This is a genomic window from Roseomonas sp. USHLN139 (genome assembly GCF_037145735.1).
Taxonomy (GTDB): Bacteria; Pseudomonadota; Alphaproteobacteria; order Acetobacterales; family Acetobacteraceae; genus Pseudoroseomonas.
Window position 1 is genome coordinate 350,812 of the sequence record NZ_JBBCWY010000003.1, and the last position, 12,923, is coordinate 363,734.

The 12,923-nt window shown below is 74.9% G+C and carries 15 protein-coding genes; 12 read left to right on the plus strand and 3 right to left on the minus strand.

From position 1 onward, the window contains the following. Positions 1-5: 5 nt before the first annotated feature. Genes flgA through flgF form a run of 3 tightly spaced genes read right to left on the minus strand, consistent with a single transcriptional unit; the run spans position 6 to position 2,589 of the window. Entirely contained in the window at positions 6-1,013 is a 1,008-nt protein-coding gene (gene flgA, locus WFI16_RS12110; protein WP_419898090.1) for a flagellar basal body P-ring formation chaperone FlgA, read from the minus strand. Beyond that, positions 1,013-1,801 carry a flagellar basal-body rod protein FlgG gene (gene flgG, locus WFI16_RS12115; RefSeq protein ID WP_419898091.1) on the minus strand — a complete coding sequence of 263 codons (789 nt, stop codon included), beginning with the start codon at positions 1,799-1,801 and terminating at the stop codon, positions 1,013-1,015. The genes flgA and flgG overlap by 1 nt, the downstream gene beginning before the upstream one ends. Before the next feature lie 44 nt (positions 1,802-1,845). Next, entirely contained in the window at positions 1,846-2,589 is a 744-nt protein-coding gene (gene flgF, locus WFI16_RS12120; protein ID WP_419898092.1) for a flagellar basal-body rod protein FlgF, read from the minus strand. A gap of 226 nt (positions 2,590-2,815) precedes the next feature. Here flgF and WFI16_RS12125 point away from each other — a divergent pair, with 226 nt between their 5' ends. The 12 genes from WFI16_RS12125 (at position 2,816) to WFI16_RS12180 (ending at position 12,921) form a co-directional block, all read left to right on the plus strand. Beyond that, entirely contained in the window at positions 2,816-3,337 is a 522-nt protein-coding gene (locus tag WFI16_RS12125) for a flagellar basal body-associated FliL family protein (protein WP_419898093.1), read from the plus strand. Further along, entirely contained in the window at positions 3,334-4,692 is a 1,359-nt protein-coding gene (fliM, locus tag WFI16_RS12130; protein WP_419898094.1) for a flagellar motor switch protein FliM, read from the plus strand. The genes WFI16_RS12125 and fliM overlap by 4 nt, the downstream gene beginning before the upstream one ends. After that, positions 4,689-5,141, plus strand: a complete 453-nt coding sequence (locus WFI16_RS12135) for a DUF6468 domain-containing protein (RefSeq protein ID WP_419898095.1) — start codon at positions 4,689-4,691, stop codon at positions 5,139-5,141. The genes fliM and WFI16_RS12135 overlap by 4 nt, the downstream gene beginning before the upstream one ends. Beyond that, positions 5,138-5,866 carry a MotE family protein gene (locus tag WFI16_RS12140; protein WP_419898096.1) on the plus strand — a complete coding sequence of 243 codons (729 nt, stop codon included), beginning with the start codon at positions 5,138-5,140 and terminating at the stop codon, positions 5,864-5,866. The genes WFI16_RS12135 and WFI16_RS12140 overlap by 4 nt, the downstream gene beginning before the upstream one ends. Positions 5,867-5,936: 70 nt before the next feature. Further along, positions 5,937-6,323 (plus strand): chemotaxis response regulator CheY, encoded by a 387-nt coding sequence (locus tag WFI16_RS12145; RefSeq protein WP_076957986.1) that lies wholly within the window; start codon positions 5,937-5,939, stop codon positions 6,321-6,323. Further along, positions 6,316-6,858, plus strand: a complete 543-nt coding sequence (locus WFI16_RS12150; RefSeq protein WP_419898097.1) for a hypothetical protein — start codon at positions 6,316-6,318, stop codon at positions 6,856-6,858. The genes WFI16_RS12145 and WFI16_RS12150 overlap by 8 nt, the downstream gene beginning before the upstream one ends. After that, on the plus strand, positions 6,842-10,516 hold the full coding sequence (locus tag WFI16_RS12155) for a hypothetical protein (protein ID WP_419898098.1): 3,675 nt from the start codon (positions 6,842-6,844) through the stop codon (positions 10,514-10,516). The genes WFI16_RS12150 and WFI16_RS12155 overlap by 17 nt, the downstream gene beginning before the upstream one ends. A gap of 118 nt (positions 10,517-10,634) precedes the next feature. Next, positions 10,635-11,024, plus strand: a complete 390-nt coding sequence (locus WFI16_RS12160) for a flagellar basal body rod protein FlgB (protein ID WP_419898099.1) — start codon at positions 10,635-10,637, stop codon at positions 11,022-11,024. A 29-nt stretch (positions 11,025-11,053) separates the two neighbouring features. After that, complete coding sequence (gene flgC / locus WFI16_RS12165; RefSeq protein WP_419898100.1) at positions 11,054-11,464, plus strand: flagellar basal body rod protein FlgC; 411 nt, start codon at positions 11,054-11,056, stop codon at positions 11,462-11,464. Continuing rightward, a complete protein-coding gene (fliE, locus tag WFI16_RS12170) occupies positions 11,461-11,811 on the plus strand; it encodes a flagellar hook-basal body complex protein FliE (RefSeq protein WP_419898101.1) in 351 nt (116 codons plus the stop codon). The genes flgC and fliE overlap by 4 nt, the downstream gene beginning before the upstream one ends. Positions 11,812-11,872: 61 nt before the next feature. Then, on the plus strand, positions 11,873-12,148 hold the full coding sequence (locus WFI16_RS12175; RefSeq protein ID WP_419898102.1) for a flagellar biosynthetic protein FliQ: 276 nt from the start codon (positions 11,873-11,875) through the stop codon (positions 12,146-12,148). Beyond that, positions 12,145-12,921, plus strand: a complete 777-nt coding sequence (locus WFI16_RS12180) for a flagellar biosynthetic protein FliR (protein ID WP_419898103.1) — start codon at positions 12,145-12,147, stop codon at positions 12,919-12,921. Before WFI16_RS12175 ends, WFI16_RS12180 begins: the two co-directional genes overlap by 4 nt. The last annotated feature ends 2 nt before the right edge of the window (positions 12,922-12,923 follow it).

Here is a 12,923-nt window from a genome sequence, read left to right on the forward strand (position 1 = left end):
CATCATCAGCGTTGCGCGAGGGCGCCGGGGCGACCCGGCTGCGCCGCGGCCGGCGCCGGGCCGAGCGCGCGGACCCGGCCGGGGCCGAGCACCTCGCCGCTCAGCACGGTGCCGTTCAACAGGTTGAGGACGGTGATCACCGTGCCGGGCGCGCCATCGGCGAGCGCCTTGCCACGGGTGGCGAGCGACAGGCCGGCGCTCTCGTGCACCAGCTCGACCGCGCTGTCGCGGGTGACGGCGAGCGGCGCCGCCAGCTCGGCCAGCGGCAGCTGGGCGCCGGCGGCGATGTTGCGGGTCAGCCGGGCGCCGATCGCGCGGTCCAGCGTCTCGGCCATGCCGGGGCGGACGCGCTCGGCGGCCAAGCGCTCGGCGCGGACGTCGCGCGGGCCCAGCGTCTCGCCGGCGCGCAGGCTGCGGGTGGCGACCACCACCTCGCGCAGGGCGACGCTGCGGCCGGCCAGGCGCTGGCGCAGCGTCGCCATGCCCTCGGCCAATACTACCAGCGTGGCCGAGAAGCGGCGGCTGGCGGCGTCATACTCGGTGCCTTCGACGGCCAGCCGCGGGTCGGGGCCGGTCGGCACCATCGGCGCCTGGAAGTTCACCAGCTCGATATCCAGGGCGGGGTCGGCGCCCAGCGCGGAGAGCTCGGCGCGCAGGACGGCCTCGACCTCCTCGCGCGCCAGCGGGCGGCCGGGGCGCTCGACGACGACGCGCTCGTCGCCGGCCAGCGGCTGCCAGCTGAGGCCGTTGTCGCGGGCGATGATCGCCAGCTGCGGGCTTTCGACGACGAAGCGGCGGCCGGGGGCGGGGGCCGGGCCCAGCACGACGGTCGCCTTGGGGCCCAGCCCCTCGAACAGGTCGCCCAGCGTCACCACGCCGCCCTCGACCATCGCCTGGCCGCGCGGGGCGACCAGGGAGGACCCCAGGCCCTGCGCGGCGGCAAGATTCGCCGCCAGGCAGAAAATGCCGGACAGGAGGGCGAGGCGGCGGAAACGGCCGGGCGCGGAAAGCATCAGCCGCGCATCCGCGACAGGGTGGAGAGCATCTCGTCGCTCGCCGTGATGACCTTGGAGTTCATCTCATAGGCGCGCTGCGCGGTGATCAGGTTGGTGATCTCCTGCACCACGTTGACGTTGGAGGTCTCGATGAAGCCCTGCAGCACCTGGCCGTAGCCGACGCCGCCCGGATTGCCGAGCTGGGCGTCGCCCGAGGCCGGGGTCGCCATCAGCATGTTGTCGCCGACCGCCTCCAGGCCGCCCTCATTGGCGAAGACGGCGAGCTGCAGCTGGCCGACATTCTGCAGCGCGGTCTGGCCGTCCATCTTGGCCAGCACCTCGCCGGCGGCGTTGATGGTGACGTCGCGGGCGCCGGCCGGGATGGTGATGCCGCCGCCGACCTGGAAGCCGTCCACCGTGACGATGGTGCCGGCCGCCGAGAGGCCGAAGGTGCCGGCGCGGGTATAGGCGGTCTCGCCGGAGGGCAGCTGGACTGGGAAATAGCCGTTGCCGCGGATGGCGACGTCGAAGGTGTTCTCGGTCTGCGACAGGTTGCCCTGCTCGGAAATGCGGTAGATCGCCGCCGTCCGCACGCCGAGGCCGAGCTGCGCGCCGGCCGGCAGCACCGTGCCCTGGTCGGAGCTCTGCGAGCCGCCGCGGCGCAGGTTCTGGTAGATCAGGTCCTGGAACTCGGCGCGGCGGCGCTTGTAGCCGGTCGTGCTCATGTTCGCGATGTTGTTGGAGATGACCTCGACATTGGTCTGCTGGGCCATCATGCCGGTGCCGGCGATATGGAGGCTGCGCATCTTCTTCAGTCTTTCCTGGGGATCGAGCGGCGGGGGCTAGGCGGTTATTTGCGCTTCAGGATGCGCTGCACGCTGTCCTGCAGCCGCTCCCCCTCGCGCTCGACGAACTGGCTGACGAACTGGAATTCCCGCAGCTCGGCGGTCATGCGGGTCATCTCGACCACGGCGCGGACATTGCTGCCCTCGACCGAGCCCTGCACCACGGCGGGGCGGGCGACCGGCTCGGCCGGCATGTCCTGCGGCGTGGTGAACAGGCGGTCGCCCTGGGCCTGCAGCTTCTGCGGGTCGGCGAAGCGCACCACGCGCAGCTGGCCGACCGGGCCCTGCTCGGTGGCGACGGTGCCGTCGCCGCTGATCTCGATGCGCGTGGCCCCTTCCGGGATCTGCAGCGGCGTGCCGTCCTGCAGCAGCACCGGATTGCCCTGGGCATCCACCACCCCGGAGGTGGGGGAGAGGGCGAAGCGGCCGGCCCGGGTGTAGCGCTCGCCATTGGCGGTCTGCAGGGCGAAGAAGCCGTCGCCCGACAGGGCGATGTCCAGCGGGTTGCCGGTGGCCTGCAGCGGGCCCGGCGAGAAGTCGCGCCAGGTGGCGCGGTCCTGGGTGAAGGCGACCTCGGCGCCGCCGCGCGGCGTCTGGGCGTTCTGCTGCCGCGCCAGATGCTCGGCGAAGACCATCTGGCTGGCCTTGAAGCCCGGCGTGTCCGCATTGGCGAGGTTGGACGCCACGACATCCTGCGCGCGCCGCTGGGCGGCGAGGCGGGAGAGGACGACATAACCGGGGGTGTCCATCGTGGCGCAGCTCCTGGTCGGGGACCGACGGAGCAGGCTAGGCAAGAGGCGTGCCAGCGCGTCCGGATCGGCCGCGGCGGGGTGATTTCCTCTTGAAATCCCTGACGCCGCAGGGCTGGAGGTACCGGGCAATTATTACCGGATCATTGAGGCAAAAATTGCCGGTTCAAATGCCGTTAACAGACCCCGCTTAATTCCCGGCGCATTCCAGGATGGAGTGGCCGGCATGAGCGACGGCGCAGGGGCTGAAAAAGACGCCCCGAAACAGGCGAAGAAGGGCAAGGGCAAGCTGCTGCTGGTGGCGGCCCTGGGGCTCGTGCTGCTGCTCGGCGGCGGCGCGGGCGGCGCCTGGTACATGGGCCTGCTGTCGATTCCGGGCCTTGGCGGCTCGGGCGAGGAGGGCGAGACGCAGGCTGCCTCGGCCACCCCGGCGCCGCAGCGGCCGCCGGTCTTCGTCGAGGTGCCGGAGATCATCACCAACCTGAACACCGCCGCCCGCCGCCAGACCTTCGTCAAGCTGCGCAGCCGGCTGGAGGTGGCGCTGCCCGAGGACGCCAAGGCGGCCGAGGCGGCGATGCCGCGCCTGATCGACATGTTCACCACCTATCTGCGCGAGACCCGGCCCGAGGAGCTGCGCGGCAGCGCCGGCACCCACCGGCTGCGCGAGGAGATGGTGGCGCGCGCCAATATCGCCGTCCGCCCCGGCGCCATCACCGACGTGCTCTTCGTCGAGGTCGTGGTGCAATGAGCGGCACGGCGCCCGATCAGGACGGCGTCCCCGCTGGCGTCTCCCCTGGCGCCGGCGACGGCGACGGCGAGGCGCTCGACATGGCCGCGGCGATGGCCTCGATGGAGGAGGCCACGCCGGCCGCCGAGGCGGAGTCCGGCAAGCCGGGCGACCCGTTCGACGACGACATGGCCGCCTGGGGCGCGGCGCTTGCCGAATCGGGCGACGCCCAGGGCGGGCTGGTCGACGACATGGCCACGGTCGGCGGCGATGACGGCTGGGGCGACGCGCTCTCCGCCGCCGTCGGCGAGGCCGCCGCCACCCCGCCCATGCCGATGGCCGCCCCCGAGATCGCGCCCGAGCCGGCCCGCGTGCTCAGCCAGGCCGAGATCGACAGCCTGCTGGGCTTCGGCGACGGCGGCGATGCGGGCGACGAATCGGCCACCGGCATCGAGAAGGTGATCGCCCGCGGCCTGGTCTCCTACGAGCGTCTGCCGATGCTCGAGATCGTCTTCGACCGCCTCGTCCGCATCATGTCGACCAGCCTGCGCAACTTCACCTCGGACAATGTCGAGGTGTCGATCGAGGGCATCACCAGCCTGCGCTTCGGCGACTACCTGAACACCATCCCGCTGCCGGCCATGCTGGTCGTCTTCAAGGCCGAGCAGTGGGACAATTACGGCCTGGTGGTGGTCGATTCGGCGCTCATCTACTCGGTGGTCGACGTGCTGCTGGGCGGCCGCCGCGGCACCACGGCGATGCGCATCGAGGGCCGGCCCTACACCACCATCGAGCGCGGCCTGATCGAGCGGCTGACCGAAGTGGTGCTGGCCGACCTGTCCGACGCCTTCGGCCCGCTGGCCGAGGTCGATTTCCGCTTCGAGCGGCTGGAGGTGAATCCGCGCTTCGCCGCCATCTCGCGCCCCTCCAACGCCGCCGTGCTGGCGCGGCTGCGCGTCGACATGGAGAGCCGCGGCGGCCAGCTGCAGCTGCTGCTGCCCTATGCCACGCTCGAGCCGGTGCGCGAGCTGCTGCTGCAGCAGTTCATGGGCGAGAAGTTCGGCCGCGACAGCATCTGGGAGACCCACCTGGCCGAGGAGCTGCGGCAGACCGAGGTGGCGCTCGACGTGGTGCTGGACGAGCAGACCATGCCGCTGACCGACGTGGTGCAGCTGCGGGTCGGCGACCTGATCACGCTGGGCGTCGGCCCCGGCGCGCCGGTGCGGCTGCGCTGCGGCGACACCTCGCTGTTCGAGGGCCAGGTCGGCGGCCGCAAGGGCCGGCTGGCGGTGCGGATCGACCGCGCCCTGCCGCGGCACGGCATCAGCGCCGGGCTGCAGCGCGACCTGAACGAGCGGGCGGAGGGCGCGGCATGAACTGGATCGAATGGATCCTGCAGGCCGGGCTGGTGCTGGGCCTCGCCTGCGCGCTGCCGGTGGCGCTGCGGCTGGAGCGGGCGCTGACCGCGCTGCGCAAGGACCGCGCCCAGCTGGCCGCCACGGTGCAGGGCTTCACCGACGCGACGCGCGAGGCGGAGGCCGCCATCGCCCGGCTGCGCGCCGCCGCCGAGGGCGCCGGCCGGCAGGTCGCCGAGCAGGTCAACACCGCGCAGTCGCTGCGCGAGGACCTGCGCTACCTCACCGACCGCGCCGAGGCGCTGGCCGACCGGCTCGATGCCGGGGTGCGCGCCGGCCGCCCCGGCGACGGCGCGCCCGCCCGCGCGCCGCTTTCCGCCGCGGCCGCCTCGCCGCGGCCGCGCGCCGAGCAGGATCTCCTGCGCGCGCTCGGACACAGCATCAACCAGGGCCTGGGGCGCGGATCATGAATGTCGTCTTCGCCCTGCGCGGGCTGCTGCTGATGCTGACCGTGCTGCTCGGCATCAAGGGCGCGGCCCTGGCCGGGCTGCTGCCCGACTGGCCGCCCGCCGCCCAGGCCGCCACCGAGGTCGCCGCCCCCGCCGCGGCGCCGCAGCCGATGCGGGTGGCCGCCCGCGCCGCCAATGCCCAGGAGGTGCCGGCTGCCGCCGACCGTCGCCTGGCCGCCGCCCCGGCCCGCCCGGCGGCGCCGCAGCCGGTGGCGCCCGCGGTGACGCCGGGGGCGCCCGGCGGCGGCTCCGCCGAGACCGCCCCGCCGCCCGCCGCCGGCTCCGAGGATGCGCTGGCGCAGGCGCTGCGCGCCCGGCGCGAGCAGCTCGACGAGCGCGACCGCATGCTGGCGATGCGCGAGGCGGTGCTGGCCGCCGCCGAGCGCCGCCTGCAGGGCCGCATCGACAGCCTCTCCGGCCTGCAGTCGCGGCTGGAGGAGAACGAGCGGCAGATGAAGAACCGCGACGAGGCCCATTGGGCCAGCCTCGCCAAGCTGTACGAGACCATGCGCCCGCGCGAGGCGGCGATGGTCTTCAACGAGCTCGATCTGCCGCTGCTGGCGCAGATCGTGAACCGCATGCGCGAGCAGAAGGCCGCCCCGGTCTTCGGCGCGATGGAGCCCGAGCGCGTCCGCGCGCTGACCGCCGAGCTGGCGCGCATGCGCGCCGCCCGGCCCGGGCTCTGACCGCGCGCGCACCGGCCCGCCTGCTGCATCGCTGAACGCCCTTCCGAGTTACGCTGGAGAAGACGACCCCATGACGCTCGACCGCAACATCAAGGTCCTCGTTGTCGACGACTACAAGACCATGACCCGCATCATCCGCAACCTGCTGAAGCAGATCGACTTCCACGACGCGGACGAGGCGGCCGACGGGCACGAGGCGCTGGCCAAGCTGCGCAGCGGCAATTTCGGCCTGGTGATCAGCGACTGGAACATGCAGCCGATGACCGGTCTCGACCTGTTGAAGGAGGTGCGCGCCGATGCCCGGCTGAAGCATCTGCCCTTCATCATGGTCACCGCCGAGAGCAAGACCGAGAACGTGGTCGCCGCCAAGCAGGCCGGCGTGTCAAACTACATCGTCAAGCCGTTCAACGCCGAGACGCTGCGCGACAAGATCGAGAAGGTGATGGCCCATGGCTGAGCACGATGCGATCGCGGACCTTCGCGGCAACCTGACCGCGACCGCCGCCACCCTGCTGCAGGAGCTGGAGGAGGTCGGCCGCGTCATCGCCAATGCGCGCGCCGAGGTCATCGCGCTGCGCGCCGAGGGGCTGGACGACAGCGCCATCCCGTCGGCGACCGACGAGCTGGCGGCGATCGTGCAGCACACCGCCCAGGCGACGCACGAGATCATCGACACCTGCGAGCAGCTGGAGACCCTGGCGGCCCAGGTGCCGCAGGCGGCCGACGCGCTGTTCGCGGCGACCACGCGGATCTACGAGGCCTGCGCCTTCCAGGACATCACCGGGCAGCGCATCGCCAAGGTGGTGACCGCGCTGCAGACCATCGAGAACCGCATCGGCAAGGCGCGGGCGCAGATGGCGGCGGAGAACGTGCCGCCGCCGCCGGCGCCGGCGCAGCCCGCGGCGGTGCCGCCGGGCGACGGCCTGCTGAACGGCCCGCAGCTGCCGGGAGCGGCGATCAGCCAGTCGGCCATCGATGCGCTGTTCGACTGACCATCGCCGCGCGCTGCGCGGCTGCCCGGCCTGGGTGCTGGCGCTGCTGCTGGGCACTGCCCCGCTGCCGGCGCTGGCCGCCCTGGCCGAGGCGGCCGCCGCGCCGGCGGGGTCGGTCTCCGCGCTCGAGCTTTTCGTGCCTGCAGCGGGGCAGGGTGCCCCGCTGCGCCTGGCCCAGGCCGCGCTGCCCGGGGCAGGCGACAGCGACGCCCCGGCGCCGCAGGTGCTGCCGCCCTCCGTGCCCGGCGAGGCGGCCACCGCGACCGCGACCCCTCCGGCCCGGCCGGCGCGCGGCGCGGCGCCCCGCCCGCCCGACCGCGTCACCGTGCGCATCGGCATCCATCCCGGCTTCGGCCGCGTCGTCTTCGAATGGCCCGAGCTGCCCGGCTATACGATGGTGCAGACCGGCGACGAGGTGGAGCTGATCTTCGGCCCCGCCGGCACCATCGCCTTCGAGGCCGCCGCCGTGCGCCTGCCGCGCAATGTCCGCGGCATCGAGCCGCTGCCCGGCGGCATGCGCTTCCACCTGGCTGAGGGCGCCCGGGCGCGGCATTTCGTGCTCGGCCGCCGCGTCGTGGTCGATATGCTGGACCCGCCGCCGCCGCCCAGCCAGGCGCCCCCGCCGCGCGCCGCCGCCTCGCCGCCGGTGTCGCAGCCGCTCTTCCCCCAGGCGCTGCCGCCCGCGGCCGGCGCCAATGCCCTGCCGCCGCCGGCGCCCGGCAGCCTGGCGGCGCCGCGCCCCGGGCTGATCCCGCCGGGCACCCCGGTCGGCCGCGCCGGCACCACGCCGCCCCCGGCGCCCACACCCCAGGCGGCGGCACCGCAGGTCGTTGCGCCGCGGATGCCCACGCCCCAGGCTCCGGTGGCCCCGAGCCCCGCCGCGCCGTCGCGCGAGCGCCCGGCGCCGCTGGCGGCGCCGCGGCCCGGCGAGCCGCAGCTGGCGCCGCAGGCCTCGATGGATGCCCTGGTGGCGATGGCCGAGCAGCTGCGCGGCGCGGGCCCGGCCGCCCCGGGGGCGCCGCCGGCGGCACCGCAGCCGGCTCCTCCGGCGGCGCCGCAGGCGGTCCCGCAGGCCACCATGGCCCCGTCGCCCCAGGCCGCCTTGCCACCTGCCGCCCTGCCGCCCGCCGCCCTCCCGCCGGCGCCGGCGCCGGCTCCCGCAGCCCCCGCCCCGCAGGCCGCGCTGCCCGCCGGGCCGGCGCCGCAGCCGGTGGTGCCGAGCCAGCCGGCGCCCGGCCCGCTGGCCCTGGCGCCGGCGGCCCCGCAGCCGCCTGCCGCCCCGCCCTCCATGCCCCAGCCGCCCCTGCTGCAGCCGCCCGCGGCCCAGCCTCCGGCGGCCCAGCTTCCCGCCACTCAGGCGCCGGCCGCGCCGCTGCCGCCGCGCGCCGCGACGCCCGGCGCCGCCATGCCGGTCACCGCGCCGATCCCGCTGCCCTTCGGCCGCTCGGTCGGCGCCGCGGCGCTGGCCCGCGGCGGTGCGCTGATCATCGCCTTCGACGACAACCGGCCGCTCGAGCTGGCGGCGCTGCGCCGGCTGTCCCCGGCCCTGGCCCGGCTGGAGATCATGGAGGTGCCCGGCGCCGCCGTGCTGCGCCTGCCCCTGGTCCCCGGCGGCGGCATCCCCGGCCTGCGCCGCGACGCCGATGGCATCTGGCAGATCGTCCCGCCGAACGGCCCGCGCCCCGAGCGCATCCTGGTCGATCAGGAGGAGGGCGCCAGCCCGCGCCTGCTGCTGCGCGTGGCCGAGCCCGGCCGCGTCGTCGCCGTGCCGGACCGCGAGACCGGCGGGCTGCTGCTGCTCGGCCTGCTCGGCGCCCCGGCCCGCGCCCTGCCGGTCGGCCAGAGCTTCTCGCCCTTCGACCTGCTGCCGACGGATCATGGCGTGGCGCTGGCGATCCGCGACCCCTCGGTCGCGCTGCGCACGGTGCGCGAGGGCTTCGCCGTGCCGCTGGCCTCCAAGGGCACGCTGGCGATCGGCCCGATCCCCGGGCATCTGGGCGAGGTCGGCTCGCAGATGGCCCGCGTCCTCGACCTGCAGGACCGCCCGGTCGCCGCGCTGCTGCAGCGCCGCCGCAACCTCTTCGCCCAGCTGATGAACGCGCCGCCGCAGGCGCGCGCGGCGCTGCGCCTCGACCTGGCCGAGACGCTGCTGGCCATGGGCCTCGGCGCCGAGGCGCAGGCGCTGGCCCAGCTCGCCACCGAGGACGATCCGCGCATCGCCGGCGACAAGCGGGCGCTGCTGCTGATCGGCGCCGGCGCGCTGATGGCCGGGCGCGGCGAGGAATCGCTGGCGCCGCTGGCCGATCCGCGGCTGCCGCGCGAGGGCGAGCCCGCCTTCTGGCAGGCGCTGGCCCGGCTGGACGCGCTGGGGGAGGGCACGCCCTCGACCGAGCTCGCCGCGGCGCTGGCGCGCAACGCGCCGCTGCTGGTGACCTATCCCAAGGCGCTGCGCGACCGGCTGGTGCCGCGCGTGGCGCGCGCGCTGCTCGAGGCCGGTGCCCAGCGCGATGCCGCCGCGCTGCTCGACGAGGCCCCCGGCGAGACGCCGGGCCATGTCTTCGCCCGCGCCCGCCTGGCCGAGGCGCGCGGCGAGACCGATGCCGCCATGGCCACCTATGAGAAGCTGACCGAGGGGCGTGACCGCGACATCCGCGACCGTGCCCGCGGCCGCATCGCCGAGCTCGGCCTGGTCAGCGGCAAGCTCGACCCGGGCGCTGCCGCCGCCATGCTGGAGGCCGCCATCCCCGGCTGGCGCGGCGACCAGCGCGAGCTGAACCGGCGGCTGCGCGCCGCCGAGCTCTACCACCAGGCCGGCCAGCACGAGAGCGCGCTGGCGCTGCTGGAGGAGACGGCGACGCTCTTCCCGGACGCCGCCGAATCGGTGCAGGGGCAGACCGCCGAGGCGCTGCTCGGCGTGCTGCTCGACCCCAAGACGCCGGTGATCGAGGCGGCGCAGTTCTACGAGCAGCGCCAGGCGCAGCTGCCGCAGGGCCCGCGCCTCGACGCCGCGGCGCTGCGCATCGCCGACGGGCTGGCGGCGCTGGACCTGTGGGATCCGGCGGCGCGGCTGCTGGCCAAGGCGGCGCTGAAGAGCGACCGGCCGGCGCCGATCAACCTGCGCCTGGCCGAGCTGCTGGTCGCCGCCGGCGAAGGCGAGAAGGCGCTCTCCGTCATCCAGGCGCTGCCCGAGGCGGCGCTGGAGCCCGGCGACCGGCCGCGCCGCAGCATGGCCGAGGCGCGCGCCCTGGCGCTGTCCGGCCAGCTGACCCAGGCGACCGCGGCGCTGCGCACCATGGGCCCGGCCGGCGCCGCCCGGCTGGCCGATCTGCTGGCGGCGCAGCAGGACTGGGCGGGCGCGGCGGACGCGCTCTCCGCCCATGCCGCGGCACTGGTGCCGGCGGCACCGGCGCCGCTCAACCCGGCGCAGCGCCAGCTGCTGCTGCGGCTGGCCGCCTTCCGGACGCTGGCCGGCGACGAGGCGCGCATCGCCCAGCTGCGCGACAGCTATGGCAGCCGCATGGCCGGCGGGCCGCTCGGCGACGCCTTCGCCACGCTGACCACGCCGCCCGCCAGCGCCGGCACGCCGGAACTGCAGCGGCTGCGCCAGGAGGTGGCGCTCAGCCGGGCGCTGTCGAAGGAACTGCAGTCGCTGCGCTGAGGAAAGACAAGTCCCCGCTGTGGTTTGGCGGCATCACTCCCGGGCGTTTGGCGGCGCCGTCCCGCACCCCGAACAAGCGGTTAACATCTCGGCCGCAATCGGGCGCCACAAGGCGGGCATGAGCCAGCGTTCGACCGATCCTCTCGCCCTTGCCGGCCAGAAGCTCCACTGGCTGGACCAGCGCCAGCGCGTGCTGGCGCAGAACATCGCCAATGCCAATTCGCCCGGCTACCAGCCGCAGGACCTGGCGCCCTTCGCCCAGGCGCTGCAGCGCGCCGGCGCCGGCGTGGCGATGGCCCGCACCGACGACCAGCACCTGACCACCGGCACCGATGCGCGCGCCCGCAAGGACCGCAAGGCGGCGGAGCGCAAGCCGGACGGCAATGGCGTCTCGCTCGACCAGCAGGCGCTGAAGGTCGCCGAGACCGACCAGGCGCATCAGCTGGCCCTCGGCCTGCACCGCAGCTGGGTCGGGCTGTTCCGCAGCGCGCTCGGCCGCAACGGCTGACCTCACCCAAGGCTCACCAGGGGAATCCGATGGATCTCGATCGCGCCCTCAGCGTCTCCGCCGCCGGCATGGCCGCGCAGTCGACGCGGCTTCGCGTGGTGGCCGAGAACATGGCCAACCAGGACACCACCGGCCAGACGCCGGGCGCCGATCCCTACCGGCGCAAGACGGTGACCTTCGGCAACCATCTCGACCGCGCGCTCGGCGTCTCGACCGTGCAGGCGACCCGCATCGGCACCCAGCAGGGCGAGTTCCCCGAGCATTACGAGCCGGCGCATCCGGCCGCCGATGCCCGCGGCTATGTCCGCACGCCCAATGTCGACAGCATGGTCGAGATGATGGACATGCGCGAGGCGCAGCGCAGCTACAGCGCCAACCTCTCGGTGCTCGAGACCACCCGCTCGATGCTGCTGCGGACCATCGAGGCGCTGCGCGGATGAGCACCACCCCGCTGACCGGCTCCGCCGCCTTCAACGCCTATCGCGCCGCCGCCCAGATCGGCAGCGGCAGCGAGAGCAGCAGCAGCACCGGCGCGACCGGAGGCCTCGGTGGCGCCCTGGGAGGCGCCGGCGGCAGCTTCGGCGCCATGCTGGAGCGCGCCGTCAACAATGTCGTCGACACGACGCGCGCCGCCGACACCGCCTCGACCGGGGCGATCAACGGCACGGTCGGCGTCACCGACGTGGTGCTCGCCGTCTCCCGCGCCGAGCTGGCGCTGCAGACCACCGTCGCGCTGCGCGACCGCGTCGTCGCCGCCTACCAGGAAGTGATGCGCATGCCGCTCTGAGCGGCAGGCCGGGCTGAGGGGCCGGAAGATCCGGCCGGCATTGCCGCAGGAGGCGGTCGAGATGGAAACCGATGCCATCGCGCTGGCGGGGCAGCAGGCGCTGTGGACCTGCCTGCTGATCGGCGGGCCGCTGCTCGGCGTGCTGCTGGTGGTCGGCCTCTCGGTCGCCATCCTGCAGGCGCTGACCCAGGTGCAGGAGGCGGCGCTCGCCTTCGTCCCCAAGATGCTGGCCCTCGGCCTGGCGCTGCTGTTCGGCAGCTCCGCCGCCATCGCCGTGCTGCGCGGCTTCACCGAGGGGCTGTTCGACCAGATCGTGGCGCTCGGCGGGGTGCGGTGAACGCCGCCCAGTTCCTCGAGGCGCTGCCGCATCTCGCCTTCCAGGCGGTGCTGGTGATGTGCCGGGTCGGCGCCTGCGGCATGGTGCTGCCCGGCCTGGGCGAGACCGAGGTGTCCTCGACGATCCGCCTCGGCCTGGCGCTGGCCGTCGTCGCCCTGCTGCTGCCCGGCCTGGAATCCAGCCTGCCGCGCGAGCCGGAGACCATCGCCGCCACCCTGCAGCTGGTCGGCACCGAGCTGGCCATCGGCTTCTGGCTGGGCTGGCTGGCGCGGCTGATGGTCTTCGCGCTGACCATCGCCGGGCAGACGATCGGCTTCTTCATCGGCCTGGCCAGCGTGCTGACGCCGGACCCGACCGTGGGCTCGGGCGGCACCGCGGTCGGCCGCTTCCTCGGCATGGCCGGCACCGTGCTGGTGCTCTCCACCGGCCTCTACGCCATCCCGCTGCGGGCGCTGGCGGAAAGCTACGAGGTGCTGCCGGCCGGCGGGCCGCTGGCGCTGGGCGGCGCCGCCGAGACCGTCGCCGCCGCCACCGCCGCCAGCTTCAGCCTGGCGCTGCGGCTCGCCGCGCCGCTGCTGCTGCTCTCGCTGCTGCTGCAGATGGGCAGCGGGCTGCTGGCCCGCGTCGCCCCCCAGGCGCAGGTCTATATCCTGGCCGCGCCGGCGCAGACCCTGGCCGGCGTCGCCCTGCTGGCGGTCATCCTGCCGGCGCTGCTGGCGCATTGGGCCGAGGCGGCCCGCGCCGCCTTCGCCCTGCTGCCCGGGCTCGGCTGAGC

Excerpts from the sequence above, each read along its gene's own strand:
- flgA (WP_419898090.1), bottom strand. The coding sequence starts at position 1,013 with ATGCTTTCCGCGCCCGGCCGTTTCCGCCGCCTCGCCCTCCTGTCCGGC.
- flgG (WP_419898091.1), bottom strand. The coding sequence starts at position 1,801 with ATGCGCAGCCTCCATATCGCCGGCACCGGCATGATGGCCCAGCAGACC.
- flgF (WP_419898092.1), bottom strand. The coding sequence starts at position 2,589 with ATGGACACCCCCGGTTATGTCGTCCTCTCCCGCCTCGCCGCCCAGCGG.
- WFI16_RS12125 (WP_419898093.1), top strand. The coding sequence starts at position 2,816 with ATGAGCGACGGCGCAGGGGCTGAAAAAGACGCCCCGAAACAGGCGAAG.
- fliM (WP_419898094.1), top strand. The coding sequence starts at position 3,334 with ATGAGCGGCACGGCGCCCGATCAGGACGGCGTCCCCGCTGGCGTCTCC.
- WFI16_RS12135 (WP_419898095.1), top strand. The coding sequence starts at position 4,689 with ATGAACTGGATCGAATGGATCCTGCAGGCCGGGCTGGTGCTGGGCCTC.
- WFI16_RS12140 (WP_419898096.1), top strand. The coding sequence starts at position 5,138 with ATGAATGTCGTCTTCGCCCTGCGCGGGCTGCTGCTGATGCTGACCGTG.
- WFI16_RS12145 (WP_076957986.1), top strand. The coding sequence starts at position 5,937 with ATGACGCTCGACCGCAACATCAAGGTCCTCGTTGTCGACGACTACAAG.
- WFI16_RS12150 (WP_419898097.1), top strand. The coding sequence starts at position 6,316 with ATGGCTGAGCACGATGCGATCGCGGACCTTCGCGGCAACCTGACCGCG.
- WFI16_RS12155 (WP_419898098.1), top strand. The coding sequence starts at position 6,842 with ATGCGCTGTTCGACTGACCATCGCCGCGCGCTGCGCGGCTGCCCGGCC.
- WFI16_RS12160 (WP_419898099.1), top strand. The coding sequence starts at position 10,635 with ATGAGCCAGCGTTCGACCGATCCTCTCGCCCTTGCCGGCCAGAAGCTC.
- flgC (WP_419898100.1), top strand. The coding sequence starts at position 11,054 with ATGGATCTCGATCGCGCCCTCAGCGTCTCCGCCGCCGGCATGGCCGCG.
- fliE (WP_419898101.1), top strand. The coding sequence starts at position 11,461 with ATGAGCACCACCCCGCTGACCGGCTCCGCCGCCTTCAACGCCTATCGC.
- WFI16_RS12175 (WP_419898102.1), top strand. The coding sequence starts at position 11,873 with ATGGAAACCGATGCCATCGCGCTGGCGGGGCAGCAGGCGCTGTGGACC.